At 59.7% G+C, this 26,540-nt stretch carries 26 protein-coding genes; 23 read left to right on the top strand and 3 right to left on the bottom strand.

Annotated features, from left to right (window positions below):
• The first annotated feature begins 20 nt into the window (after nucleotides 1-20).
• From rsmH to DXB53_RS09170, 22 genes are all read left to right on the top strand, one after another.
• Nucleotides 21-986: a 16S rRNA (cytosine(1402)-N(4))-methyltransferase RsmH gene (gene rsmH / locus DXB53_RS09275; protein WP_117584231.1), complete on the top strand. Its 966-nt coding sequence runs from the start codon at nucleotides 21-23 to the stop codon at nucleotides 984-986.
• A 90-nt stretch (nucleotides 987-1,076) separates the two neighbouring features.
• Nucleotides 1,077-1,547, top strand: a complete 471-nt coding sequence (locus DXB53_RS09270; protein WP_117584230.1) for a hypothetical protein — start codon at nucleotides 1,077-1,079, stop codon at nucleotides 1,545-1,547.
• 182 nt (nucleotides 1,548-1,729) lie between these two features.
• Entirely contained in the window at nucleotides 1,730-3,430 is a 1,701-nt protein-coding gene (locus DXB53_RS09265) for a penicillin-binding protein 2 (RefSeq protein WP_338134613.1), read from the top strand.
• Between the two features lie 128 nt (nucleotides 3,431-3,558).
• Nucleotides 3,559-4,983 carry a UDP-N-acetylmuramoyl-tripeptide--D-alanyl-D-alanine ligase gene (gene murF, locus DXB53_RS09260; protein WP_117584228.1) on the top strand — a complete coding sequence of 475 codons (1,425 nt, stop codon included), beginning with the start codon at nucleotides 3,559-3,561 and terminating at the stop codon, nucleotides 4,981-4,983.
• A gap of 3 nt (nucleotides 4,984-4,986) precedes the next feature.
• Complete coding sequence (mraY, locus tag DXB53_RS09255; RefSeq protein WP_006234262.1) at nucleotides 4,987-6,006, top strand: phospho-N-acetylmuramoyl-pentapeptide-transferase; 1,020 nt, start codon at nucleotides 4,987-4,989, stop codon at nucleotides 6,004-6,006.
• A gap of 9 nt (nucleotides 6,007-6,015) precedes the next feature.
• Nucleotides 6,016-7,422, top strand: a complete 1,407-nt coding sequence (gene murD, locus DXB53_RS09250; protein WP_089571580.1) for a UDP-N-acetylmuramoyl-L-alanine--D-glutamate ligase — start codon at nucleotides 6,016-6,018, stop codon at nucleotides 7,420-7,422.
• Between the two features lie 36 nt (nucleotides 7,423-7,458).
• Entirely contained in the window at nucleotides 7,459-8,952 is a 1,494-nt protein-coding gene (gene ftsW / locus DXB53_RS09245) for a putative lipid II flippase FtsW (protein ID WP_055251664.1), read from the top strand.
• Nucleotides 8,942-10,057, top strand: coding sequence for an undecaprenyldiphospho-muramoylpentapeptide beta-N-acetylglucosaminyltransferase (murG, locus tag DXB53_RS09240; protein WP_117584227.1), 1,116 nt, complete (start codon nucleotides 8,942-8,944; stop codon nucleotides 10,055-10,057). Before ftsW ends, murG begins: the two co-directional genes overlap by 11 nt.
• Before the next feature lie 97 nt (nucleotides 10,058-10,154).
• Nucleotides 10,155-11,573, top strand: a complete 1,419-nt coding sequence (gene murC, locus DXB53_RS09235; RefSeq protein ID WP_117584226.1) for a UDP-N-acetylmuramate--L-alanine ligase — start codon at nucleotides 10,155-10,157, stop codon at nucleotides 11,571-11,573.
• 5 nt (nucleotides 11,574-11,578) lie between these two features.
• Nucleotides 11,579-12,490 (top strand): UDP-N-acetylmuramate dehydrogenase, encoded by a 912-nt coding sequence (murB, locus tag DXB53_RS09230; RefSeq protein WP_117584225.1) that lies wholly within the window; start codon nucleotides 11,579-11,581, stop codon nucleotides 12,488-12,490.
• Between the two features lie 424 nt (nucleotides 12,491-12,914).
• Nucleotides 12,915-13,703, top strand: a complete 789-nt coding sequence (locus DXB53_RS09225; protein ID WP_231501570.1) for a cell division protein FtsQ/DivIB — start codon at nucleotides 12,915-12,917, stop codon at nucleotides 13,701-13,703.
• A gap of 199 nt (nucleotides 13,704-13,902) precedes the next feature.
• Nucleotides 13,903-15,057 carry a cell division protein FtsZ gene (gene ftsZ, locus DXB53_RS09220; RefSeq protein WP_055251674.1) on the top strand — a complete coding sequence of 385 codons (1,155 nt, stop codon included), beginning with the start codon at nucleotides 13,903-13,905 and terminating at the stop codon, nucleotides 15,055-15,057.
• Nucleotides 15,058-15,267: 210 nt separating this feature from the next.
• Nucleotides 15,268-16,068 carry a polyphenol oxidase family protein gene (locus DXB53_RS09215; RefSeq protein ID WP_117584224.1) on the top strand — a complete coding sequence of 267 codons (801 nt, stop codon included), beginning with the start codon at nucleotides 15,268-15,270 and terminating at the stop codon, nucleotides 16,066-16,068.
• A complete protein-coding gene (locus DXB53_RS09210) occupies nucleotides 16,065-16,901 on the top strand; it encodes a phosphate ABC transporter substrate-binding protein (protein WP_099431531.1) in 837 nt (278 codons plus the stop codon). Before DXB53_RS09215 ends, DXB53_RS09210 begins: the two co-directional genes overlap by 4 nt.
• 1 nt (nucleotide 16,902) lies before the next feature.
• Complete coding sequence (pstC, locus tag DXB53_RS09205) at nucleotides 16,903-17,829, top strand: phosphate ABC transporter permease subunit PstC (RefSeq protein ID WP_117584223.1); 927 nt, start codon at nucleotides 16,903-16,905, stop codon at nucleotides 17,827-17,829.
• A 3-nt stretch (nucleotides 17,830-17,832) separates the two neighbouring features.
• Complete coding sequence (pstA, locus tag DXB53_RS09200; RefSeq protein WP_055251684.1) at nucleotides 17,833-18,738, top strand: phosphate ABC transporter permease PstA; 906 nt, start codon at nucleotides 17,833-17,835, stop codon at nucleotides 18,736-18,738.
• 12 nt (nucleotides 18,739-18,750) lie between these two features.
• A complete protein-coding gene (gene pstB, locus DXB53_RS09195; RefSeq protein ID WP_089571588.1) occupies nucleotides 18,751-19,554 on the top strand; it encodes a phosphate ABC transporter ATP-binding protein PstB in 804 nt (267 codons plus the stop codon).
• Nucleotides 19,555-19,646: 92 nt separating this feature from the next.
• Nucleotides 19,647-20,504: a PhoU domain-containing protein gene (locus DXB53_RS09190; RefSeq protein WP_117584222.1), complete on the top strand. Its 858-nt coding sequence runs from the start codon at nucleotides 19,647-19,649 to the stop codon at nucleotides 20,502-20,504.
• Between the two features lie 119 nt (nucleotides 20,505-20,623).
• Nucleotides 20,624-21,361: a YggS family pyridoxal phosphate-dependent enzyme gene (locus DXB53_RS09185; RefSeq protein WP_117584221.1), complete on the top strand. Its 738-nt coding sequence runs from the start codon at nucleotides 20,624-20,626 to the stop codon at nucleotides 21,359-21,361.
• Nucleotides 21,362-21,420: 59 nt separating this feature from the next.
• Nucleotides 21,421-22,143 carry a cell division protein SepF gene (locus DXB53_RS09180; protein ID WP_089571591.1) on the top strand — a complete coding sequence of 241 codons (723 nt, stop codon included), beginning with the start codon at nucleotides 21,421-21,423 and terminating at the stop codon, nucleotides 22,141-22,143.
• 15 nt (nucleotides 22,144-22,158) lie between these two features.
• Nucleotides 22,159-22,446, top strand: a complete 288-nt coding sequence (locus DXB53_RS09175; protein WP_040358293.1) for a YggT family protein — start codon at nucleotides 22,159-22,161, stop codon at nucleotides 22,444-22,446.
• A gap of 61 nt (nucleotides 22,447-22,507) precedes the next feature.
• Nucleotides 22,508-23,182: a DivIVA domain-containing protein gene (locus DXB53_RS09170; protein ID WP_006234242.1), complete on the top strand. Its 675-nt coding sequence runs from the start codon at nucleotides 22,508-22,510 to the stop codon at nucleotides 23,180-23,182.
• A 165-nt stretch (nucleotides 23,183-23,347) separates the two neighbouring features.
• Here the strand turns inward: DXB53_RS09170 and DXB53_RS09165 are convergent, their stop codons facing one another.
• The 3 genes from DXB53_RS09165 to DXB53_RS09155 all read right to left on the bottom strand — a co-directional run bounded on the left by DXB53_RS09165 (nucleotide 23,348) and on the right by DXB53_RS09155 (nucleotide 25,902).
• Nucleotides 23,348-23,878, bottom strand: coding sequence for a nitroreductase family protein (locus DXB53_RS09165; protein WP_117584220.1), 531 nt, complete (start codon nucleotides 23,876-23,878; stop codon nucleotides 23,348-23,350).
• Nucleotides 23,879-24,161: 283 nt separating this feature from the next.
• Nucleotides 24,162-24,785, bottom strand: a complete 624-nt coding sequence (locus DXB53_RS09160; protein ID WP_117584219.1) for a DUF47 domain-containing protein — start codon at nucleotides 24,783-24,785, stop codon at nucleotides 24,162-24,164.
• Between the two features lie 67 nt (nucleotides 24,786-24,852).
• On the bottom strand, nucleotides 24,853-25,902 hold the full coding sequence (locus tag DXB53_RS09155) for an inorganic phosphate transporter (RefSeq protein ID WP_117584218.1): 1,050 nt from the start codon (nucleotides 25,900-25,902) through the stop codon (nucleotides 24,853-24,855).
• Between the two features lie 250 nt (nucleotides 25,903-26,152).
• Here DXB53_RS09155 and DXB53_RS09150 point away from each other — a divergent pair, with 250 nt between their 5' ends.
• Nucleotides 26,153-26,491: a hypothetical protein gene (locus tag DXB53_RS09150; protein ID WP_117715971.1), complete on the top strand. Its 339-nt coding sequence runs from the start codon at nucleotides 26,153-26,155 to the stop codon at nucleotides 26,489-26,491.
• The last annotated feature ends 49 nt before the right edge of the window (nucleotides 26,492-26,540 follow it).

Raw genomic sequence — 26,540 nt, 5'->3', positions numbered from 1 at the left:
GGGCAAGGCACGGGTAACGGATGGAGCGTGGGATCTTGACACAAGAATATCGGCATGAACCTGTCATGCTCGGCGAAGTGCTTGAGTCGCTGCAGCTAAAGAGCGGCTCCGTCGTCTGCGACTGCACCCTTGGCGGTGCCGGCCATTCGGTAAAGATGGCCGCGCAGGTGGGGGAGACCGGCCTTTTGCTCGGCGTCGATCAGGACGACATGGCCCTCGAGGCCGCTGGCGCCCGTCTGGACCGCGAGGTTCCCGGCGTACCGCACCAGCTGCTGAAGGGCAACTTCGGCGACTTGGACGAGCTGCTTTGCTCGGCCGAGGTGCCCGGGGTCGATGGCTTCCTGTTCGATTTGGGCGTTTCGTCACCGCAACTCGATATCCCTGGCAGGGGCTTTTCGTATAACGAGGACGCCCCATTGGACATGCGGATGGATCCGGGCAATAACACCTTAAACGCAGCTGAGGTCATCAACACCTATAACGAACACGACCTCGCCCGGATTCTACGCGTCTACGGCGAAGAGAAGTTCGCCTCGCAGATCGCGCGCGAGATCGTGCGCCGCCGCGAGCAAGAACCGATCGAAACCACCGGCCAATTTGTCGAGATCATCAAGGCGGGTATCCCAGCTGCCGCTCGTCGGCATGGTGGACACCCGGCCAAGAAAAGTTTCCAGGCCATTCGCATCGAGGTCAATCACGAGCTCGATGTGCTCGAACGAGGGCTTGATGCCGCCACCAGGTGGCTCAACCCGGGCGGACGTATCTGCGTCATTTCGTATCACTCGCTCGAGGACCGTATCGTAAAGAACCACTTTAAGGAGATGAGCCAGGGGTGCACGTGTCCGCCGGAGATTCCGGTGTGCGTGTGCGGCAACGTGCCGATACTCAAGGTCATCACCCGCAAACCCCTGGTTGCCCAGCCTGATGAGGTTGAGCGCAACCCTCGGGCGAGATCAGCCAAAATCCGCGTGGCGCAGCGTCTGTAGGCGCGACCGCGCGATATTGGACCTCCCGCTCGCACCATAAACGAAGCTTAAACACACTACCAACGTACTCGGGATGGGAGGCGGCATATCATGGGCTACAACACTTCAAACGCAGCACTCGCCTATGATATGAACGCCATGCCCGCCTATCGTGAGACGCCGCAGGCCCCCGTTGCTCCCCGTGAGCAGCGCACGCCGCGCTTTGATGTCTACACGGGCGCGGGCCGTCAGGCAAACCAGGCGGTAAGCCCGGTTTTCATGAGCGTTCTTAAAACGTTTTGCATCATTGCGGCTATCTTCATGACGATCGGCGTCGCCCGCGTGGCGCTCGCCGGCGTTACGGCCCAGGTGCTCAACAGCAACGCCGAGCTTACCAACACGCTCGAAAAGGCGACCGATGAGAGCTCCGACCTGGAGGTCATGCATTCGGTCTATGGCGCCGACACGCGCATTCGCGACCTTGCGGGCGCTTATGGCATGGTGGAGCCCAGCGAGAGCGTTACACTTGACTTTTCGCAGGATGCAGCCGCGGGCGCCAACGCGACCGCGACCGCTCAGTAGCAAGACGGTAGCTGAGTATGACAAATGACTATCGCCGCGGTTCCGATGGGGGCCGCGGTTCTGGACGTCCCTCGTCGCGGGGACGTTCTGGTTATCAAGGAACGGGTCGGCAATCTTACAACGCCGGGCAGTCCCGTGGCAACGACCCGGCGTCGCGACTTCGCGGCTCGGGCGGCCCTCAAGTGCATAACACTAGGTCGCGCAAGAGTTCGTCGACCGAATGGCTCACAGGCACGCCGCTGCCTCGCCGCAAAGCCGTCATGGGATTCATTGGGCTTGGCTTGGGCTTGGGCGTCTTTCGCCTTGCCGACTATCAAATTGTCGAAGCCGATAAACTGCGCGAGCGTGCCGATGCGCGTCGCCTGCTTGCGCAGACCCTCTATGCCAAACGTGGCACCATCTACGACCGCAACGGTAACGTGCTGGCGTCGTCGGTCGAATGTCGCAACATCGCTGTGAACCCGCAGCTTGTCGAGGATGTTGACAAGACGGTGTCGGCGCTGGTCAAGGCAACTGGAATCGATAAAAAGACCTGCCGCAAGCTCGTTGAGTCCGATGGAACCTGGGTGTATATCAAGCGCCAGGTGGACGAAGACGATGCTGTGGCGCTGGAGAAGAAGAACCTGCCCGGCGTGCTTTTTGAGCAGGCCATGAAGCGCGTATATCCATACGGCAATCTGGCATCGCAGGTGCTGGGTGTAGTGAATGTAGACAACGACGGCTTGACTGGTCTCGAAAAGCAATACAACAAGCTTCTAACCGGCACGAACGGTTCTCTCGTACGCGAGCGCGCGAGGGACGGCAGCTATATCGCGGGCGGTGCCTATAAAAAGGTGGCTGCGGTCGACGGCGTTGATCTCGTGACGACGCTCGACGTCAATATCCAGCGTGCGGCCGAGGATGCCCTGGCAGAGGCTGTCGAGAAGACAAAGGCCAAGAACGGCTCGGCGCTGGTCACCGATCCTACGACAGGCGAGATCTTGGCAGCCTGCTCGTATCCGACCTACGACCAGACCAATTTGGAAAACGCCAAGACCGAGGATATGAACCTGCGCCTGGTCACCGACGCCTACGAGCCCGGCTCGGTCTTTAAGACGCTCGTGGCGGGCGCCGGCTTCGACTTGGGTGTCGTGCGGTCGAGTACGTCGTTTGAGGTGCCGGCGAGCATCAAGGTGGGCGACGATACCGTCACCGATGCCGACAAGCGCGACTACGCCATGACCATGGATGTGCGCGAGATGATGCGCCGTTCGTCCAACGTGGGATTTGTCCTGGTGGGGCGCAAGATCGGTGCCGACGACTTTGCCGCCTATGTGGACAAGTGGGGCATCGGTCACAGCTCTGGTGTCGATTTTCCGGGCGAGAGCCTGGGCATCGTCAAGGAGCGTGACCAGTATGACGGCGCCACGCTGGGCTCGATGAGCTTTGGACAGGCGCTGTCTGTCTCACCGATTGAGATCGCACGTGCCGTGGGCGGCATCGCCAACGGCGGCGTGATGATGACCCCGCACTTCTATAAGTCCAGCAAAGGCGACGAGAAGGACTGGGGCGAAGGCGAGCGCGCGATTTCGGAGGACGCCGCATCCCAGGTGACATCGTGCATGCAGACGGTCGTGTCGGAGGGAACGGGCGTTGGCGGCGCGGTTGACGGCTATGACGTGGCGGGTAAGACCGGTACGGCCGAACGTGCCGACGAGAACGGCGGCTACCTCAAGGAGAACTACATGTCGTCCTTTATGGGCTTTGCACCGGCACAATCGCCCAAGGTGCTGTGCTATATCACGCTCGACGGAACGCCGAGCGGCTCAGATGCCGCTGCGGTGCCGTTCCAGTCCATTATGGCCAACGCGCTCGACGTGCTGGGTATCCCACACACGAAGTAGGGGGTTACAATCTTTGGGGCGTGGTTTGTTGTCCCATATGAGGGGTGTTCACATGCCCTGCACCACGCATGCGCGGCGCTGGGATACAATACGCCGATAGCATTATTTAGGTTTACAGGGGAGCTGCAATGATAGAGATCGCCGTCAACAACCTCGCGGCCGCAACAGGGGCCCGAACCGTGACGGGAGAAGTCGATCGGGTATGCCGCGGGTGCGTTATCGACTCGCGCCAGGTCGAGGAAGGGACGATTTTCGTCGCCTTTCCCGGTGAAAACGTCGACGGCAATGATTTTGCTTCCCGTGCCGTCCAGTCGGGTGCCGGCGCCGTCGTGATGACGCGTGAGCCCGAGGCCGAGCTGGTCTCGCTGGCGCAGGACAAGGGCTGTGCCATCTTGCTGACCGATGATCCCGAGGAGTTTCTGCTGCGTTTGGCGCACGCGTATCGCCTGGAGCTTGGCTGCCTGGTCGTTGGCATTACCGGTTCCATCGGCAAGACGACGACCAAGGACGTTCTCGCCGCTGTGCTCGCCAAGCGCTATCGTGTCTGGGCCACCAAGGGCAATTTCAATAACCTGATCGGCATGCCGCTCACGGTGCTTTCCGCTCCGGCCGATACCGAGGTCCTGGTGCTCGAGATGGGCATGAATCATTTCCACGAGATCGAGCGCCTGTCCCAGTCCGCCAATCCCAACCTTGCCATCGTGAGCAAGATCGGCACCTCTCATATCGGCATTTTGGGCAGCCGCGAGAACATCGCCCGCGCTAAGGCCGAGATTGTCCAGGGCATGTGCGCCGCCGGCGACTATTTGCCGCTGCTGGTTTTGGGCGGCGAGGACGATTTTACGCCGTTCATTCGCGATACGTTCGCCCAGCCTGCTGGTATCGACGTGATGCTGGCCGGTGTCTCTGACGATGATGAGGTCCGCGCCCGCGACGTTCGCGTTGATGACGAGGGCCGTCCGGTCTTTACGCTCGATTTTGGTCAGGGCGAGACAATCGATACCATGCTTGCCATCCCCGGCGTGCAGTCCGTTCCTAATGCCGTTAAGGCCGCCGCGGTTGCCTATCGCCTGGGCGTGACGCCCGAGCAGATCGATGCTGCCTTTAGGGGTCTTACGATCACCGGGCACCGCCAGGAGATCAAGCGCGCCAAGAGCGGTGCACGCATCATCGACGATTCCTATAACGCCAGCGCCGAATCGATGGCAGCCGGCCTCGATCTGCTGTGCTCGCTTTCATGCACGGGGTCTCGCATGGCGATCCTGGGCGAGATGGGCGAGATGGGCGATGAGGCTCCTCGCATGCATGAGCTCGTGGGCGCCTATGCCGCCGCCAAGAAGCTCGACATGCTGGCGTGCGTGGGTGGTGAGCTGGCCCAGCTTATGGCCGATGCCGCGCGCATGATGGGCATGGACGAGGACCGCATCCAGGTGTTCTCCGATTATCAGCAGGTGCTCGACCGCATGGGCGGCGCGCTTGAAAAACATGATGTTGTACTGGTCAAGGGTTCCCGCTTTGTTGAGCTCGACCGCTTTGTGGAAGGTGTGTGCTAGCCCATGTTCGGCAATCCCTCGTATCCAACGTATCAGGCTTTTTTGGGGCTTGGCATCGCCGCAGCCATTGCGCTGCTGCTCATGCCGTGGTGGATTAAGCTGCTCAAGGTCGAGGGTATCGGCCAGCAGGTTCGTGCCGACGGCCCCAAGCGTCATTTGGTTAAGCAGGGAACGCCCACCATGGGTGGCGTTGTCATCCTCGTCGCGATCTCGCTGACCTGCCTGCTGATGGGCAAGCTCACCACCGAGCTCGTGCTCGTGCTGCTCGCCACGCTGGCGACCGGCGTGCTGGGCCTGATCGACGATCTGACCTCCGTTACGCATGGGCGCTCGCTCGGTCTGACGCCGCATGCCAAGATGATCGGCCTAACCATTATCTGTGTCACCTTTACGGTGCTTGCCGTCAACTGGTGCGGCGTCGCCCCCGAGATTCGTTTTCCCGGCGGCCTGACGATCGACCTTGGCGTGCTTTCGACCACCATCTGCGGCCTTTCGTTCCCGTGGCTCTATATTGTCTTTTGCTGGCTGATGATCGCTGGTCTTTCCAATGCCGTGAACCTGACCGATGGCCTTGACGGTCTTGCTGGCGGCACCTCCATGATTGCCATGCTCGCCATGGCTGCCATGGCGTTTTTGCACGGAGACGTGAACCTGTCCATCTTCTGCACCGCGTGTGCCGGTGCCTGCTTGGGCTTTCTGTGGTTCAACTGCTATCCGGCGAGCATCTTTATGGGCGATACCGGCTCGCTTGCTCTGGGCGCCGCGTTTGCCTGTACGTCCATCATGACTAACACCGAGGTCGTCTCCCTCATCATCGGCGGCCTGTTTATCGTTGAGACTCTGTCGGTCATGATTCAGGTTGTCTACTTCCACTTTACGCACAAGCGCGTCTTCCTTATGGCGCCCATCCATCATCATTTCGAAAAGAAGGGCTGGGCCGAGACCAAGGTCGTCATCCGTTTTTGGATTATCGCTGCGGCCTTTGGTGCCGTTGGCCTTGCTCTGTTCTTCCAGTTGGGATAGTGGTCTTTCATGCCTCTTGCTGATGTCTTTAGCCTGCTCGTTTTGGGTCAGGGCAAATCCGGTCTCGATGTCGCCCGCTGGGCGCTGGCACATCCAGAGCGCGTAAGCGCCGTTACCGTGTATGGCGGCGGCACCTCTGAGCCCAATGACGCCACGCGTGCGCTCGAGGCTGCTGGCGCGTCGTTTGTCTATGGGACCGAACAGGTCGAGGGCGCCTATGACGTATGCGTGACGTGCCCGGGCATCTCGGAGTTCTCGGGCTTCTTTAAGGCCGGGCGCGAGCATGCCGCCCAGATTATGGGTGAGCCCGAGTTTGCCTATCGCCTGTCGCCCGATAACTGGATTGCCATCACGGGCACCAACGGCAAGACGACCACCACGTCGCTGACTGATTATCTGCTCAAGGCTGCCGGCGAGGCCAGCGTAGCTGTCGGCAACATCGGCGAGCCGCCGGTCAACGAGATTGACGGACGAGCCCACAACGAGTGGTTTGTGGCTGAGCTCTCGAGCTATCAGATTGCTACGACCACCGAGCTCCACCCTCGCGTGGCGGTGCTGCTCAACATCACTCCCGACCACTTGGGCTGGCATAAGAGCCATAAGAACTATGCGCTTGCCAAGATCAAGCTGTTTGACAATATGGTCGATGACGATCTGGTGGTTGTCGACGTCGAAGACGCCGGCATTCACGAGTTCGATGAGTACATCTATACGCCGGGTCGCCGCATCTGCAAGGTCGCTTTTGACGAGCCCGAGGGTGCAGATGCCGCCTTTGTGCGCGACGGCAAAATGGTCGTGCGCCTAAAGGGCGTCGAGACTCAGCTTGTCGCCACGTCCGAGCTCAAGATCTCGGGCCATCACAATGTCATCAATGCCTTATGTGCCGCCACGGCTGCTCTGGCCGTCGGTGCCGATGTCGATGGTGTCCGCCGCGGTCTGGCCTCGTTCCAGCCGCTCGAGCATCGCGTGGAGCCGTGCGGCGAGATTGACGGTGTGCGCTACGTCAACGATTCCAAGGCGACCAACACCGACGCGGTCGAGAAGGCGCTGACGGCATTTCCCGATGACGACGTGATCTTGCTGCTCGGCGGCCACGATAAGGGCACGCCGCTCACGGACTTCGCGCGCGTTGTTATGGATAACGTGCGCTCGGTCGTCTGCTTTGGCGATGCGCGCGAGCGCTTCACCGCCGCTATGGACGAGGCCGATGTCGATGGCGATGTGGATATCGCCCAGGCGGATGACCTACGCGATGCCGTGGACGTTGCTCGTTCGCTGTCGAGCCGTGGCGACGTGATCTTACTTTCTCCTGCCTGCTCTTCGTTCGATGAGTTCTCGGGCTATGAGGAGCGCGGCCGCGTGTTTAAGGACTATGTGGCCCAGCTTGCCGCTGCAGCGAAATCGCAAATGGAATAGGGGTTGCCGGTGAGAGAGGAGAGCCCCCGACAAGGTATGAGGAGGCCCGACTCGGACCGTGCTTCCTCGCGGCGTAGCACACCGCGTTCCGGTCGCGGCGGGCAGTCGTTTAGCGAACGCTATATTGCCGGCGTTCCCGCCCGCATCATGCGCCCCCGTCTGATATTCATGGCCTGTCTGTTTATCTTGGTGTGTTTTGGCCTGCTGATGGTGTACTCGGCGTCTTCGGTCGAGGCGCTGCACGAGAATGGCTCAGCGACGTTTTTTCTGGGTCGACAGGCTGCGTTTGCCGTGGTCGGTGTTCTGGCGCTGATTGCCATCGTGCGCGTTTTGCCGGACAGCTGGTTTGGGGAGGATGTGCTCAGGATCTTCCTCATAGGCATGATAGGGCTACTGTTTCTGGTGTTCTTGGTGGGCAGCGGCAGCCGTGGCGCCACGCGCTGGCTCAACATCGCCGGCATTCAGTTCCAGCCTTCCGAGTTTTTAAAGCCATTTGCCATTGCGTATTCGGCCATCATGCTTGATCGCTTTTTTTCGCCCGGTGGCAACATCAACGAATTCCTTCGCAAGATGGGCATCTACCTGGGCATTCCGCTCTTTCTGATCTTTATCCAGCCCGATTTCGGTACCGTCCTGATCATCCTGCTGACCCTCATGTGCATGGCGTTGTTTGCGGGTCTCGACCCCAAATTTATCATCGGCGTGATAATCTTCGGCATTCTCGTGATCGTGATTGCGCTTGTTGCAGAGCCGTACCGTATGGTGCGTATTCAGGTTGCCTTGAACCCTTGGGCCGACGAGTATGGTGACGGCTATCAGGCCACGCTTGCCATCATGGCCTTTGCCTCGGGCGGTCTGTTCGGCCGTGGCATCGGCAACTCAACCATGAAGTACTCGTATCTGCCCGAGGCGCACAATGACTACATCCTGGCCATCATTGGCGAGGAAGTCGGTTTTGTCGGAACCGTGCTGTTCTTCTTGGTGTTTGCGATGCTGATCTACTCGGCGTTTCGCATTGCCGAGCAGGCGACCGATCGTCGGGGCGCGCTCATGGCGTCTGGCTCCGCGGTCATTCTCGCGGTGCAGTTTTTGATCAATGCGCTGGGCATCCTCAACGTGTTTCCCATGACGGGCAAACCGTTGCCGTTTATTAGCTACGGCGGTTCGTCGATTATTGTGTCGCTTATGCTTGCCGGTCTGATCCTGCGCGTTTCGTACGAGAGCGCCCGTCGCGATGAGTACGACCGTCGCCGCGAGAGCTTTGCCGTTATGGATGAGAGTACCGCCGGCGTGCCCCACGTACGCGGCGAGCGATCTTCGCGTAACGGCTTTACCGTTCTGGATGGCTCTGCGACCGAGCCGGCAGCCCGTCCGCGTCAGCGAACGGCGCCGCAAGGTCGTCCGCAGCGCCCCAGCCCTCGCAGCGCGGGCGGCGGATATAATCGAATCGATTTGAACTCGGACCCGTCGGCGCGTTTGCGCACCGACGACCAGGGACCGCGTGTACGAAGGGACTACCATGACCGATAAGATGACCGTTGCTATTGCAGCCGGCGGCACGGCAGGACACATTAACCCCGCGCTCGCTTTGGCCGAGGAGCTGCATGACCGTGGCCACCACGTTGTGTTCGTGGGCCAGTCGCGCAAGCTCGAGGGTCGTCTGGTCCCCGAGGCTGGGTTTGATTTTGTGCCCATTACGGTCACGGGCTTCGACCGCTCCCGTCCCTGGACGGCGCTGACCTCGCTGTGGCGTGTCAACAAGGCCAAGCGTGCGCTCGCCAGTCATTTCTCAAAGGTCGGCAAGCCCGATGCTGCCATCGGTTTTGGTGCCTATGTCGAGGTTCCGCTGCTGGGGTGGTGCAAGGGCGCAGGCGTTCCGTATCTGCTACATGAGCAGAACTCTGTTCCGGGCCTGGCCAACAAGATGATGAACTCCCACGCCGCTCGCGTGTGCATCTCGGTGCCGGCAGCGCGCTCGGTCTTTGAGCGCGAAGGTGACCCTGACCACGTGCTCATGACCGGCAACCCCGTACGTCGCTCGGTGATCGAGGGCGATCGCGCTCGCGGCCGCAAGGCACTTGGCGTTCCCGAGGACGCTACGCTGCTGCTCGTCTTTGGCGGTTCACTCGGCGCCCAGCACCTCAACGAGCGCGTGGCTTCGCTCAAAAACGAGCTGCTTTCGCGCAAGAACCTCTATGTGTTGCATTCGACGGGTGCCGACGGCTTTGAGGAGACCGAGCGCGCTTTGGCGCTGACGCTCGAGGAGGCGAAGCGTTACCGCGTCCAGCCTTACATCGACAACATGGGCGACATGCTGGCTGCTGCCGATTTGGTGCTATCGCGTTCGGGAGCATCGAGCGTGGCCGAGATCGCTGCGCTCGCCGTGCCTTCGGTGCTCGTGCCGTACCCGCATGCGACGGCCGACCACCAAACCACCAATGCCCGTTATCTGGTCGACGCCGGGGCCGGCGTGCTCTGCGCCGATGCCGATATCGACGGTTCTGCCTTTGCCGATGAGCTGCTGCACCTGGTCGATGACGCGGCGGCGCGCGACGCCATGCGTCAGGCGGCGCGTGGTCTGGCTCAGGATAGAGCCGCCGCTCTTCTGGCGGATGCAGTAGAGGGTTTGCGTTAGTTAGACGGGATATCTTCGGTCGCCCTCGCGCTGATGCGGTAGGTGCGGTACAGTTAACGGGTTACAGGCAGTGTTTACGCAAGGAGTACACGAGCACATGGCTGATTCCCAGACTGCAACCTCCGCGCCCGAGTTTAAGAGCGCCCACTTTATCGGTATCGGCGGCGCCGGCATGAGCGGCATCGCCCTCGTTCTGCACGAGCGCGGTTATGCCGTTACCGGCTCCGACCTTAAGACGTCACGTTATATCCGCCAGCTTACCCGCGCTGGTGTGAAGGTGCATGTGGGCCATGAGGCCGCCACGATCGACGAGGTCAAGCCCGACGTGGTTGTTGTCTCCACCGCTATTCCGGAGTCCAACCCTGAACTCGTGCGCGCTCGCGAGCTTGGTATTCCCGTGTGGCCCCGTGCCAAGATGCTCTCTGCTTTGGGTCACGGCTACACCACCGTCGCTGTTGCCGGCACGCATGGCAAGACCACCACGTCTTCGATGTGTGCCACCATGCTCGACCGCATGGGTCTGGATCCGAGCTTCCTGATCGGTGGCATCGTCGAGGGCTATGACACGAACGGCAAGAACGGCTCGGGCGACTACTTTGTCGCCGAGGCCGACGAGTCCGACAGCTCCTTCCTGTTCCTGAACCCCAACGTAGTCATTGTGACCAACGTCGAGGCCGACCACCTCGATCACTACTCGGGTATCGAGGAGATCGAGGCAACTTTCGCCAAATTCATGAGCCTGGTGGGCGAGGACGGCACCGTCATCGTCTGCGGTGAGGACCCGCATCTGGTCGAGCTCGCCAAGTCGACGGGCCGTCACGTGCTTTCCTACGGCTTTGCCGAGAGCAACGACATCGTCTGCATGCACCCGGATGTCAAGGGCATCCAGAGTGACTTTATCGTTCGCTTTGAGGACGGCACTGAGCGCGCTGTGGAGATCAAGAGCAATCCCGGTCGCCACAACATGCTCAACGCCACGGCGGTGCTCACCGTCGCCCATGTCCTGGGCCTTGACATCGACGCCGCCGCCAAGGCGCTCTCGAGCTTTGAGGGCGTCCGCCGTCGCTTTACCCACGTGGGCGATATCAATGGCATCACCGTGGTCGATGATTACGGCCATCACCCCACCGAGATCAAGGCGACGCTTGCTGCCGCTTCGTCGCTGGGTTACAAGCACGTCGACGTCGTGTTCCAGCCGCACCGCTATTCGCGCCTGCAGGCCCTGTGCGAGGACTTTGCCGATGCATTTGCCAATGCCGATAAACTGCTGCTGATTGATGTGTTCTCGGCTGGCGAGATGCCCATTCCGGGTGTCACCTCTAAGATGCTCGCCGATACCGTGCGCGCCAAGCATCCTGGCAAGGAGGTCGTGTACTGCTCCAGCCGTCTTGAGCTCAATCAGGAGCTCGAGCAGATGGTGGGCGAGGGCGACCTGCTGCTCACCATGGGTGCCGGCGACGTTACGACCGTCGGTCCCGAGTTCATTGAGTATCTGACTGCCAAGAAAGACGCTTAAGTCTAATGGGTCTGTTTAACGCCGTCATGGCGCTCTCGGGCATGATCGACACGGATGTGATCGAGGACGAGCGCCTTGCGCGTCATACGAGCTATCGTATCGGCGGCAAGGCCGACCTCTTTGTGACGTGCCATAGCTATCATGCCCTCCGCCGCGCCGTGGCGGTGCTCGATCGCGAGCAGGTGCCGTGGGTCATCATCGGCAAGGGCTCCAATCTGCTGGTTGCCGATGGCGGTTATCGCGGTGCCGTCATTTCGCTCGGACGTGAGTTCCAGCGCACGGTTGTTGCCGATGACGGTTGTACGCTGACGGTCGGTGCGGGCGTGATGTTTGCGCGCCTGGTCAACGATGCCCTGTCGCGTAGCCTCTCGGGCCTTGAGTTTGCCGTTGGCATTCCTGGTTCGGTCGGCGGTGCGATATCTATGAATGCCGGCACGCGGACCGAGTGGATTGGCTCGCTGGTTGAGGATGTCGTAACGTTTGACCCGGCATCCGGTATCAAGCATTATGCGGGGTCCGAGATCTCTTGGGGCTACCGCGAATGTAGCCTTCCCCGCAATGAGATCATCCTCGAGTGCGTGCTCAAGCTTAAACCGGCGCCCAAGGCCGACATTCGCGAGCGCATGGAGCGGTACCTTACAAGGCGCAAGCGTACGCAGCCCATGGGTCGCGCATCCTGCGGGTCTGTCTTTCGCAACCCGCCCGATGCGAGTGTGGGCAAGCTTATCGAGGATTGTGGATTAAAGGGTTTTTCGATTGGCGGCGCGGAAGTTTCGCCCGTTCACGCTAATTTTATCGTTAATAACGGAACTGCCACGGCCGATGACGTTGCCGCGGTTATCAGACATGTGCACGGAAAGGTGAGGGAGGCGTATGGCATCGAGCTCAGACCGGAAGTTAAATTCCTCGGCTTCTAGAGCATCGAAACCCACCTTCCGCCGCGCCGGAGGGCGTTCCGGCGCGCCTGCCAAACCTCAACGCAATACCGTCGCGCACTCTAAGTCTGTCAGGCATGCTCGACAGACCAGTCGTCCGGTCGTCGGCTCGCAGCTCGGTAATCGTCCGGCCGCAAAAAAGTCCTCGCGTCCCTCGGTGACGTCAAAGCCTGTTATGGGCGCCAAGCCTGCCCGTCCCATGGCAGCTCCCAAGCCCTCGACGGGAACTAAAGCGGCGCGTCCAGGTCTCACGCTGGGCGCATCGAAACCGCGCTCGCTGACATCGGTGCCGGCTACCGCCAAGAAGCCTTCGAGTAAAAAAGGTTTCAACCCGTTATCTTCACTTGGAGCGATGGCAAATAAAACATCAGATGCCGCTTCTGTCGTTACAGGCAAAGGCAAAATCGTGGGCGGCGTTCTGGCCGTCTTGGCCGTGCTCGTCGTCGTTGCCATCGTGGTGATCAACTCTGGACTGTTTACTGCCACTGATATTCAGATTCAAGGCAGCGAGCATGTGACGAAGCACGATGCTATCCAGCTGATCGACTTGCCCGAGGGAACGTCGCTTTTTAACGTCGATCCCGACCAGATTACCGAGGATCTCAAGCAGAACCCGTGGGTTTCGGGCGTGGATGTCCAGCGCCAGTTTCCCCATACGCTTATCATCACGCCGACGGAGCGTAAAGTTATCGCCATTGCGTATATCAGCTCCGACGACCTTGCCTGGGCTATCGGAGACGATGACACCTGGATCGCCCCGCTGTCGACGTCGGTCGAAGTGGACGACCAGGGCAACGTCATCACGACAGGGCAGGGCTCAAATACCTTGACCGGAATCGATGCCGCGCTGGCGCTCGCCAAGCATTATGGCGCGGTGTTATTGACTGATGTCTCGGCGGATGTCGCTCCGGTTTCCGGCCAGGCGGTGAACTCCAAAGCCGTTAAGGCCGGCCTGGATTATGTGCGTGGTTTTTCGAGCGAGTTCTTGGGACAAGTCAAGGATATTTCCACGCCTTCGGTCGAAGCCATCTCGGCAAACCTCAATAACGGCATTGAGGTGTCGCTGGGCGATTCGGACGATATCGCCAAGAAGGAACGCGTAGTCACCAAGTTGCTTTCGCAGGTAGAGGGCGTAACGTATATCAATGTGCGCTCTCCGGGCAACTACACATTTAGGAATGCTCCGACCTCGTAGCGCTGGTTGATGCTTTGTTGAGGGGCCATACCACGCCGTTTATCTGGTTTGTTTGGTTTTCACGGTCAATTATTTGACTGATACGTTCATAATGTGCAAACATAATACGGTTTACCTTTGCATTTACTTTCAACCTGAAGGTTAATGTGCGCAGGGGTCGACCCATGCTATGGCTATAACCTTTGTTCGGAGGACCGACATGCACGAGACAGAGATCAACAACTACCTTGCCGTCATTAAGGTGGTCGGCGTCGGCGGCGGCGGTACCAACGCGGTCAATCGAATGATCGAAGAGGGCATCCGCGGCGTCGAGTTTGTTGCCATCAACACCGATGCTCAGGCACTCGCGATCTCTGATGCCGATATCAAGGTGCACATCGGCACCGACCTTACCCGCGGCCTGGGCGCCGGCGCCAATCCCGAGGTTGGCCGCAAGGCTGCCGATGAGTCCCGCGACGACATCGCCGAGGCGCTCGCTGGCGCCGACATGGTGTTTATCACCTGCGGCGAGGGCGGCGGCACCGGTACCGGCGCTGCTCCCATCGTTGCCGATATCGCGATGAACGAGGTCGGCGCACTGACCGTCGCCGTCGTGACCAAGCCCTTCACCTTCGAGGGCCGCAAGCGTAAGAAGAGCGCCGAGGAGGGCATCAAGACCCTCTCCGATTGCGTCGACACCATGATCGTCATTCCTAACGATAAGCTGCTCGACATCGCCGAGAAGAAGACCACCATGCTCGAGGCCTTCGCGATTGCCGATGGCGTCCTTTCCCAGGGCACCCAGGGCATCACCGACCTCATCACCGTCCCCGGTATCATCAACCTGGACTTCGCCGATGTTAAGACCATCATGAAGCAGGCCGGTACCGCCATGATGGGTATCGGTACCTCTTCTGGGGATACTCGTGCCGTCGACGCTGCCCAGCAGGCCATCTCCAGCCCGCTGCTCGAGAGCTCCATCGATGGTGCCACGCGCGTGCTGCTCTCCATCGCCGGTTCCAAGGACCTGGGCATCCAGGAGATCAGCGACGCCGCCGACGTTGTCGCCAACGCCGTCGACCCCGAGGCCAACATCATCTTCGGTACCGTTGTCGACGAGTCCCTGGGCGATCAGGTGCGTATCACCGTCATCGCTACGGGCTTCTCCGACTCCAACGTCAACCGTCAGGATGAGCTCTTTGCTGCTCAGCAGTCTCAGAGCAAGGCCGCTGCCTCCGCTGAGCCGCAGCGCACCGCCCCGGCTGCCAGCCCGGCTCAGGCAGCTCCGACCCGCAACGTCGGTGGTACCGAGCTGCCCAACTTTGGCAACGACCAGTTCGAGCTTCCCGACTTCCTGAAGCGCGGTAGCTTCTAGTTCGTTTTTCTCAACGACCTGCACGGGGTGTGTCCATTTGGATGCACCCCGTTTTGTTTCTCGTTTGTAAACGAAAGCCTCCAATCTCCTTACGTTCCCTTTACGTTTGGTCCCTACCGCTGCGGGTATCCTTTTAAGGAAGTATGACAGCCGTATAAACGCGGACTGCGCGGCGACGCCGCGGTACTTGTGTTATTAGGAGGCTTTAGTATGGCAGCACGTGCGGACAACGTTTCGCGTGTCGACCATGATGGAGTTACGTTGGTGGAGGGCGCGACATCCGATGTCCGCTTTGCCTTTACCGAGCGCACCGGTGGCGTTTCTGAAGATGCGTACTCCTCGCTCAACCTGGGCTCGCATGTAGGCGATGACCCCTTTGCTGTTCAAGAAAATCGTCGTCGAGCGCTCGAAGCTATGGGCGCCACTGAGTGCGAGCATAATCTGCTCGTGCCCAATCAGGTACATGGTGACCATATCGTTACGGTGACTTCGAACGGTGCCGACGATCTTGAGGCTGTTCGCGAGCAGATTGCCGAGGGCTGCGATGCCATCGTCTGTACGGCTCATGACGTGCCCGTGCTGCTCTGCTTTGCCGACTGCGTTCCCGTGGTGCTGGTGGCCCCTGGCGGATTTGCCGTGGTGCACTCCGGTTGGAAGGGCACGATTGCACGTATTTCTGCCAAGGCGTGCCAGGCGCTTTGCGATGCTGCCGGCTGCGATGCGAGCGACGTTTCCGCCTATATCGGCCCCCATATCTTGGCTGACGAATATGAGGTATCCCAGGAACTCATGGACCGCTTTGCCGCCGAGTTTTCGTGCATCGATGCGGGCGCTTCTCGCATGCTCGATCTATCTGCCGCCATTCGTGAGGCGTTGGTAGATATCGGTGTGGACGCGGATAATATCGTGGATACCCAGCTTTCGACTGTGCGTCAGAACGACCGCTTTTATTCCTACCGTAACGAGGACGGCACCTGTGGGCGCCATGCTGCGATCGGCGTGATGCTATGAGAAAGATCGTATCGGTCCTGAGCGCCGCTGTGCTTACGCTTACGCTGTGCGCCTGTTCTTCGGGATCTTCTACCTCTTCCATTACCGTGGCCGGCTCCACGACCTGCCTTCCTATCGCCGAGATTGCGGCAGAGGGCTTTAAGGAGGAGACCGGCATCGACGTGCTCGTTTCCGGTTTGGGCTCTTCCGCTGGCATCGAAGCCGTCAGCGCTGGCACGGCCGATATCGCCAGCTCCTCCCGTGGACTCAATGCCGACGAACAGGATCTGGGCCTGACTCCCATCGTCATTGCCCACGACGGTATCGCGGTCATCGTGAACGACGATAACCCGGTCGATAACCTCTCGACCGAGCAGCTCCGCGATATCTATGCCGGCAAGATTACTAATTGGAAAGAGGTCGGTGGCGAGGACCTGAAGATTCAGGTCATCAACCGAGACGAGGCGTCTGGCACGCGTGAAGCATTCCGCACCATCGTGATGGACGGCACCCCGTTCGATCGCCGCTCCGCCGTTCTTTCGGGCACGGGCCAGGTGCGCGACGTGGTATCTCGTTCGCGCGGTGCCATTGGCTACATTTCGCTGGGCTTCGTCGATAGCCTCAACGCCAAGACCTCGGTCAAGGCCGTCTCGGTCAATCATGTTGAGGCGTCCGAGAAGACGGTCGCGAGCGGCGGCTATCCCATCTCACGCGACCTTTACTTCTTTGTGAAGGGTGCGCCTTCGCAGCAGGCGCAGGATTACATCGACTATGTGACGTCCGAAAAGATGGACAAGCAGATTCGCGAGGCGGGCTTTATCCCCGTCACCAACGACGAGAAGGGGAGTGAGTAGCATGGAAGCACAGGAAAACTCCCAGACTGAGCGGAATGTTCAGACGCCCAAGAAGCGCGAGCTGGCGCTCGTATCGCGCAGTACCTATATCAAGGAGAAGGCGCTGCAGTGGATCTTCTTTGCCTGCGCGTTCTTGGCGGTCGTTACCGTCATCCTGATTTTTGTCTTTACCACGTACTCGGCGCTGCCCGTCTTTACCGACATCGGTCTGGCGGACTTCTTTAGCTTTACGTGGGCGCCCTCTGAGGGTCACTACGGCATCGTGTCGCTGCTTGCCGGCTCGGGTCTGGTGACCGTCGGTGCACTCGCCATGGGTGTGCCCCTAGGCGTGGGCACGGCCGTGTATCTGGTCGAGATCGCCAGCAAGCGCGTGCGCAAGCTCATCAGCCCTGCCGTTGACCTGTTGGCCGGCATCCCTTCTATCATCTATGGCTTCTTTGGCATGATCATCATCCGCCCGTTTATCGCACAACTGACCGGCGGTCTTGGTTTTGGCGCGCTGACGGCGTGGTTCGTGCTCGCCATTATGATCGTGCCCACCATCACGACGCTTACCATCGATGCTCTCAATTCCATTCCCATGGGCATTCGCGAGGCATCGTATGCCATGGGCGCCACCAAGTGGCAGACTATCTATAAGGTCGTGTTACCTGCCGCCAAGCTGGGTATCGTGGATGCCATCGTGCTGGGTATGGGCCGTGCCATCGGCGAGACCATGGCCGTGCTCATGGTCGTGGGTAACGCCCCGGTTATTCCCGACAGCATTGCGAGCCCCATCTCGACGCTCACGAGCCAGATTGCGCTCGACATGAGCTATTCCTCGGGTCTGCATCGCTCGGCGCTGTTCGGCATGGGCGTGGTCCTGTTTATCATTTCCGCCACGCTGGTGGGCATCGTCCGCCTGGTTTCCAAGAAGAAGAGGGGGTAGGCTATGTCCGATTCCGTTGACACGACGGTCGATACGACCTCGTCGCGCGAGCGCATCAAGCGTGCCCTTTCCCACGGCAAGAAGGGTCGCATCAACAAGGACCTGTCCAACAAGATCATGCTCGGCGTATTCCGCGCGGCTGCCTACATCACCACGCTGGTGCTGGTCGCTATCATTGCCTATGTGGTCATTAACGGCCTGCCGCATATCTCGCTCGACTTTATCTTCGGTTGGCCCCAGGGCGTCAACGCCGAGGGCGGTATTTGGCCCACGATCGTCTCGACCGTCTATGTGACGGCGCTCGCCATGCTTATCTGCACGCCGATCGCTGTGCTGGCAGCCGTCTATCTGGCCGAGTACGCCAAGCAGGGCAAGATCGTCGAGCTCATTCGCTACGCTGCTGACGCTTTGGCCTCGGTGCCCTCCATCGTTATGGGCCTGTTTGGCTACGCCTTGTTTGTCGAGGCTATGGGTCTGGGCCTTTCGATGGTCTCGGCCGCTCTGGCGCTTGCGCTCTTGATGCTTCCCATCGTCATGCGCACCACCGAAGAGGCCATTCGCGCCGTTCCGCGCTATATCCGTTGGGGCGCGTATGGCCTGGGCGCCACCAAGTGGCAGGTTGTCTCCAAGATCGTGCTTCCTTCTGCCTTTGGCCGTATTGCCACGGGCATTGTCCTTGCCATCGGCCGTGCCATTGGCGAGACCGCCGTGGTGCTCTACACCATGGGCCAGGCCATCAATCTACCTATCTCGCCGCTCGATTCCGGCCGCCCCATGACCGTTCACCTGTACCTGCTTGCCAACGACGGCATCAACATGAACGCAGCCTACGGCACCGCGCTCTTGCTGATGGTGATCATTCTGGCCTTCAACCTGTTTGCGCGCTTCCTGTCGCGCAAGCGTCGCTAGTTAAGGAGTCCCATGTCCGTTTATCAGTCCGCTCCCACGCTGGAGCAAGCGGCCATTACGGCCAAGGATTTCAACTTTTGGTACGGTGACTTTCATGCGCTGACGGGGCTCGACCTCAACATCGCCAAAAACGCCATCACCTCCTTCATTGGCCCTTCGGGCTGCGGCAAGTCGACGTTTTTGCGCTGCATCAACCGCATGAATGACCTGATCGAGGGTACGCGCGTCGAGGGCACCATGACGCTCGACGGCAACGATATCTATGCCGAGGGCGTCGACCCGGTCGACCTCCGTCGCCGCGTGGGCATGATTTTTCAGCAGCCCAACCCGTTTCCCAAATCCATCTACGAGAATGTCGCCTTTGGCCCTCGTCTGCAGGGCGTGACTAGCAAAAGCGACCTCGATGACATCGTGGAAGAATCGCTCAAGCGCGCCAACCTCTGGAAAGAGGTATCCAATCAGCTCAACAAGGATGGTTTGGCGCTCTCGGGCGGTCAGCAGCAGCGTCTGTGCATCGCGCGCGTGCTTGCGGTGCAACCCGATGTCCTCCTGATGGACGAGCCCTGCTCCGCCATCGACCCCACGTCCGTCTCTAAGGTCGAGGATTTGATGGCCGAGCTGGCGCCCGAGATGACGATCATCATCGTCACGCATTCAATGCAGCAGGCAGCTCGTATCAGCGACTACACCGCATTCTTCTTGCAGGAAGTTGCCGGTGAGCCTGCCACGCTCATCGAGTATGGTCAAACCGACGCGATCTTCACCAGCCCGGTGGACTCGCGGACGGAAGACTATATCACCGGCCGCTTTGGCTGATCGGTGCGACTAGTCCCAAGCCGATCGGACCTGGTCCGGTGCGTATTCACTGTGCGGGCGGCATGACCGCACCCAACTGATTGGAGTGAACCATGCGTAAACTGTTTTCCCGTCAGCTCATCGAGGCCCGCCACGAGATGCTGAGCATCTACGAGGCCGTCGATCTGGCCCTCCACGATGCCGTTAAGGCCTATGTGACCGACGACCGCAAGCTCGCCACCAAGACCAAGAAGCGCACGCTTTCGATTGACGCACGCTGCGCCAACCTGGAGGCCGTCTGCTACAACCTGATTGCCACGCAGTCACCGGTCGCCTCCGACTTCCGCCTGCTTCAGACGATCATCTACGTCGACTTTAACCTGCAACGCATGACCGATAAGGTCCGTCAGATCTGCCGTGCCACGCGTCATATGATCAAGGCCGACATCTCGCTGCCCAAGGAGCTTGTCGGCACGGTCGAGGCCGAGGCTGAGGCCGTCTACCAGGTGCTGGGCTCTTCGCTTTCTGCGCTCGTCACCAACGACATGTCCATCATCTGCAACTTGGCCGTCGAGGACGAGCCAGTGCACGCCGCCTACGAGAAGTTCTTCCGCACCTTTAACCGTATGGATACGGGCGACTTTATGGACGACGACAGCAACTATGACGACCTGCGCCGCGCCATCATGGTTTCGCGCTACCTCGATCGCATCGCCTCGATTTCCATCGATGCCGCCTGCCGCCTGACCTTCCTGCTGACTGGTCAGCGCATGAATGCCGGCGATATCGCCCGCACGGACGAGGACGAGCTCGAGAGCATGCGCGTGCCTTCGGGCGAGGGCGTCATCATGAGGCCCGCCGTCGATGCGCGCTACGTTGCCAAGGTGCCCGTTAACGAGGTCAGCGAGGGACTTCGCTACCTGCTCGATCATCTTGAGGACGAGGACGATGACGAGGACGACGAGGAGTAAGTAATCCCGTTCGTCGAAAGATTGTAAATACCTAAGTGAGCGCGGCCTTGCACATGCGGGGCCGCGCTCTTGCGTTAGCATGGGACTACTTGTTTGGCCGTCAGCGGAGGCGATTGGCAATGGATAACTATTTGGACTTGATGCGCGCTCGCCGCGAGCAGATTCTGGAACGTTTTTATGCGGCGCTCGATCGCGCAGGCCGTCCCCACGACGCCGCGAGCCTCATTGCCGTGTCCAAGACCGTTGGTGTCGATGAGACCGTTGCCGCCATCCAGGCGGGGTATCGCCATTTTGCCGAGAACCGCCCGCAGGAGCTGGTTCGCAAGCTCACGGGTCTGGCGGAGCATCCGGAGCTGCCCGAGGTGCGCTTCGATATGATCGGCAACCTGCAGACCAATAAGATCAATGCGGTGCTGGGCTCAGCCGAGCTGATTCACTCGGTGGGTTCGCTGCATCTGGCGCAGGCGATCTCGAGCCGTGCTGTCCGCAAGATTGAGGCAGGCGAGCTCGCCGGCCCCCAGCGTGTGCTCATTGAGGTCAATGTGAGTGGTGAGGAGTCGAAGGGAGGCTTTTCGCCCGATGAGATTCGCGCCGCCGCGGGTGAGCTTGCGGAACTTGAGGGAATTTGCGTGCAGGGGCTTATGACTATGGCGCCCCGGGGGAATAAGGATGTGGCACGCCGCACCTTTGCGGGGCTTCGTGAGCTGAGGGATGAGCTGGAGGCGGCGCATCCCGATTTGAACCTGCCTGAGCTTTCCTGCGGCATGAGCGAGGACTTTGAGCCTGCCCTTGAGGAGGGCTCTACGCTCGTTCGCCTGGGCAGGGTAGTATTTAGCCCGGAGTTTGCAGTAAAATAGGCTCTGAAGTGCGCACTGATTATCGGGGCGCCTGCACTAAACCGCGAGAGGACACAACCATGGGCTTCCTTGACGAGATTAAAAATAAGATGCACCTGGGCGGCCAGCAGGGTTACGACCAGGGTTATGGCCAGGACGACGACTACGGCTACGATGACGGCTATGACGATAGTTATCAGGGCAACGGCTACGGCGGTGCTTCGGGCGAGGGCTTCTACACCCAAGACGAGCCGAGCAACGGCCTGCTTGGTCAGACGCGCCGCGGTGAAGCTGAGTCGGTTGCCGTGTATACGCGCTCCGGTCAGCTGGTCGGCGATGACTCCCGCCATGCCACGACGTATAACCCGCCTTCGCGCTCGCAGGACAGCGTTGCGAGCGGTTATCGTCCTGGTGCCTATGACACGCCGTCGAGCTACGCCGAGAACACCCGCGCCCGTGCCGCCGCTGCACCCGCGCCTGCACCGAGCGATGCCTCGGCCTATGCGAGCAATATCATCAACGCCACGCCGCAGCTGCCGGCCTATGTCCTGCGCCCCGAGAGCTATGACGACGTGGAGACCGTGGTGCGCCGCGTTCGCACCAAGCAGCCTGTCGCACTGATTTTTGTGGGCGTACGCACCGAAGTTGCCAAGCGCGTCTTGGACTTCTCTTACGGCTTTGCCTGCGGTCTGGGCGCCACGGTCAAGGAGGTGGGCGACCGCGTGTTCATGGTGCTGCCCGCCGGTTGCGAGGTCAAAGATTCCGATCTCAAGAAGCTTCGTGCCGACGGCTACCTTAAGTAAAGACAAGACGAGGAGATTCCCATCAACATCTACACTATCGTCCAGCTGGTCAACACGCTGTTCAACTTCTATTCCACGCTCATTGTCGTCTACTGCTTTATGACGTGGATTCCCATGAAGCAGGGTGGTTTGCTTCAGGATATTGCTGCGGTGCTCGATAGCGTGTGCGGTCCGTGGCTCAACCTGTTCCGTCGTTTCATCCCGCCGATGGGCGGTATCGATTTTTCGCCGGTCGTTGCGATTATTGCGTTGCAGTTGGTGCAGAGGCTGGTTCTGCAGCTTCTTATAGGTATACTCGTATAGAACTGACTTAGTAACTTACGTCGGGCGTGTAGCGCCGAGGCGATGAAAAAGGAGACTTGTTATGGCTATTACCCCTGCAGACATCCAGGCTCAGACTTTCTCTGAGGCCAAGCGTGGCTACGATCCCGCCGAGGTCGACGTCTTCTTGGAGACGCTGTCCTCCGAGGTTGACGCTATGCTCGCTAAGATCGTCGACCTTAAGGGTCGCCTGACTGCTACCGAGCAGCAGCTTGCCGATGCGCAGGCTCAGCTTGCCCAGGCTCAGGATGCCACCGCCCAAGCCGTTCCTGCCGCCCCCGTGGCTGCTCCCGCCCCTGACTTCTCCGCTCAGGAGCGCCAGATTTCCGCTGCCCTGATCGCTGCCCAGCAGACCGCTGAGACCATCGTCAACGATGCCAACGAGAACGCTGAGCGTATCCGCAACGAGGCTGACGCTAAGGCCCGCGAGGTTATCCGCCAGGCTCTGACCGAGAAGCAGGCCGAGCTCGAGGAAATCGATCGTCTCAAGGCTTCCCGCGAGGAGTTCAAGGCCGAGTACCTCAAGCTCATCCAGCACTTCATGGACGATGCCCAGAACTCCTTCCCGGCCGACCTCATGGCCTCCACGCCGGTCGGTTCTGCCGCTTCTCCTGCGGTGACTGTTCCCGCTGAGCCGCTGCCCGTCGCTGACCCGGTTGTCCCCGTGGCCGATCCCTTTGCCCCGATCGACAACTTTGCTGCCGACGACCTGGACTAACATTCGGCCTACAATTTAGTGCCTAGAAAGGACCCGCAGCTTGCGGGTCCTTTTTTATGACTGTGCCGGGGTGCGTAACATAAAAAAACCGAGCCCTGCACATAGTGGCGCAGAACTCAGCGACGGGTGAGCGGTCAAGGGTAGATTTTAAGGTATGTCCAAAAACTACTTGAGGAGGAAGTTGGAGAGGGGAATAGTGCGGGCCTCGCGATGCTCGGGATCGGCGATGTGGTCGGCGGGATAGCCACAGACGAGCATGTGATAGGGATAGACGCCCTTGGGCAGATTGAACTGCTCCTGTGCCACCTCAGGCTTAAAATGGCATACCCAGCACGTTCCTAGGCCCTGCTCGGTGGCCTCCATCATCATCTGATCACACACGATGGACGTATCGATTTCACTGGAATTCATCTGGTCATACGGGCGTACCCAAGCATCATCGGTAACGCAGCAAATAAGGAAGATGAGCGGAGCGCCAAAGATAGACCCATCACGAGCAAACCGAGGCTGACAAGCAGCAGCCTTCTCCAACAGCTCAGGCGTATCCAGCACCATCACACGGGCTGGATGATTATTACAAGCAGAAGGAGCAATACGCCCAGCCTCAACAATGGCATCCACCACAGCCTGCTCAACAGGACGGTCCTCAAAAGAACGACAAGAATACCGACCACGAGCCAGATCCAAATAAGACATACAAGCCCTCCTAAAATTAAAAATCAAACAAACCAAAAGTAACCCAAAGAGTACCCAAAGCAGCAATCAGCCAAACGCTCATCAAGGGCCAAAGTGTCCGAACGGATACCAAAGGTCCCTTCAGCCAAACCCCCATCGCGCTAAATCTATCAGCCAAAGTTCCCAATGGTGGTACGTAAGGCGAAGGGCCGGCCACGGTTTACTTTCGAACGACTCTGCAAAGCAGCCGGAGTGAGAAAGCAAACCGTGGCCGGCCCTTCGCCGCCGGGACACGTACCCCCAATTAACTGTTCTTCATGACAATCGAATCCACGACATCGGCCACATTCTCGCAGCAGTCGGCGCAGTACTCCAGGAAGGCGTACACGTCACGCCAAGCGATGACCTCGAGCGGGTCCTTGCCGTTAACGTGCAGGTTACGCATGGCGTTGATATAGAGCTCGTCGGCCTCGGACTCGATGGTGTTGATCTGGATGACGAGCTCGCGCAGCGTTTTGGACTTGCGGTAGTTAGGCAGCTCGACCATCAGGTCTTTCATGGCGCGGCAGGCGTCGGTCACCTTGTGGGCGATCACGATGGCATCGGGATGGATGCTCTGGATGTTGGTGAAGTAGACGCGCTGCACGACGCCCTCGATACGGTCGAGCACGGTGTCGAGCGAGCAGCTCATCAGGTCCAGATCCTCGCGCTCAAGCGGGGTGATAAAGGCGGTGAGCAGGGCGTCCTCAAGCTCATGGTGCTTCTTGTCGGCCGCATGCTCGATCGCATGCATCTTGTCGAGCATATCGTGAATCTTTGCGGGATCGAAGTTCTCGAAAATCTTGATGAGCAACTCTGCGGCCTGGACAGCAAGGTCGGCGCAGGCGACGTAGTTGTCAAAGTAGAACGAATCGGGTTTCTTTGCCATGGGTGGGTCCTTTCGAGGTGAAGACGGGTGGGCGAAGTGTTGCGGTCCAGATGGACGTTCGGTTTGACTAGAGGAACATCATGAACAGCTTGGCCATGACAAAGCTGATGAGTCCGCAGGCGGGGAAGGTGAAGAACCAGGTGAACATCATGTCCTTGACGACGCCGAAGTTGATGGCCGAGAGGCGCTTGACGGCACCGACGCCCATGATGGCGCAGGTCTTGATGTGTGTGGAGGACACGGGGATGCCGGTAAGGGTGGCAAGCAGCAGGTTCGCGGCGCCCGCCAGGTCGGCGGAGAAGCCCTGGTACTTTTCGAGCTTGACCATGCTCTGGCCAACGGACTTGATGATGCGCTCGCCGCCCACGCTGGTGCCGATGCCCATGGTGGCCGAGCATAGCAGCATAATCCAGATGGGGATGCCGGCATCGCCGACGCTCGTCTGGCCGCTGGCAAAGGCCACGCCTAAAAAGAGCACGCCGATGAACTTCTGTCCATCCTGCGCGCCGTGCATAAAGCTCATGGCCGCAGCGCTCGCGATCTGAGCGTATTTAAAGAAGACATTGGCACGTCGCCTGTTGGCGGCGGCGAAAAGAATCGAGACGAGCTTGCACAGGACCCAGCCCATGACAAAGCCCAGACCGATGGAGAGCGCCAGGCCGTAGATGACCTTCATCCACTCGTGGACGTTGACGCTGCTCGCACCGCCGAGGGCGATGGCGGCACCGGTCAGGCCGGCGATAAGGCTGTGGCTTTGCGAGGTGGGGATGCCAAAACGCGACGCTGTGGCGCCGTAGACGACGATGGAGAACAGCGCCGCGCACAGACAGGCGAGCGCCATGGTGCTGTTTCCTCCAAAGTCGACAATATGGGAGATGGTGTTGGCGACGCTCGCGTTAAAGTGCGTCATGATGAGCACGCCAAGGAAGTTGAATGCGGCACTCATGAGAATAGCGGCGCGGGCGGGCATGCAACGCGTAGTGACGCAGGTCGCGATGGCGTTGGGTGCGTCGGTCCATCCATTGACGAAGATGGCGCCGAGCGCGAGGATCACGGTGACGGCAAGGACTGGGTTCGACACAAGTTGGCCGAGGAAGGTTGAGAACGTTACGTCCATATATGGGCTTTCTCGAAGTTTGCAGGCACGTTACAGAAACATGATAAATCGTATCACCTCCTGCGGGTTTCTTTACCGAGTTCTGATGGGAGCAGTGAATTTTTTGGCACTAAAAATGAATATTAGCCCTGTTGACCGTGGGTGTTCTTTTTGCTAACACACCATGAGGACACGTGCGCGCGCCCCAACACCCCAAAACCACAGCCTGTTCGCTTTACAACATGCAAACATGCGTTCGATAATAGGAGGCATGGAATATCGACAGACAGATGGCAAAACTCGGCGCGTGCACAAGCAGTATGTGGACGTCGTGGCTCGCATCCTCGCGGGCGGACAGGTCGTGCCGGTCACCGTCTGCTGGGTCGACGGTCGTTGCTTTACGATTGACGAGATTGTCTCGACCACTGGGTTTGGCCTGACGGTTCACGGCATTCGTACGGCAACCTATAAGGTGCGTTTTGGCGGGCACGCGACCGAGTTGTATCTGGAGGACCAGGCGCGCGAACGGCCGGACGGCTCGCAGGCCCACGTGATGCGTTGGTGGGTCTGGGCGTTTGACCGCACGCTCGAGGGCGAGCGCCGTAGGTAGGGACGCACGGCGTTCGGGTACAATGGTAGGAATCTTGTCATCTGCTGCG

The organism is Collinsella sp. OM04-5 (genome assembly GCF_003439125.1).
Classification (GTDB): Bacteria; Actinomycetota; Coriobacteriia; order Coriobacteriales; family Coriobacteriaceae; genus Collinsella.
This window is presented reverse-complemented; position numbering and strand designations above follow the sequence as displayed.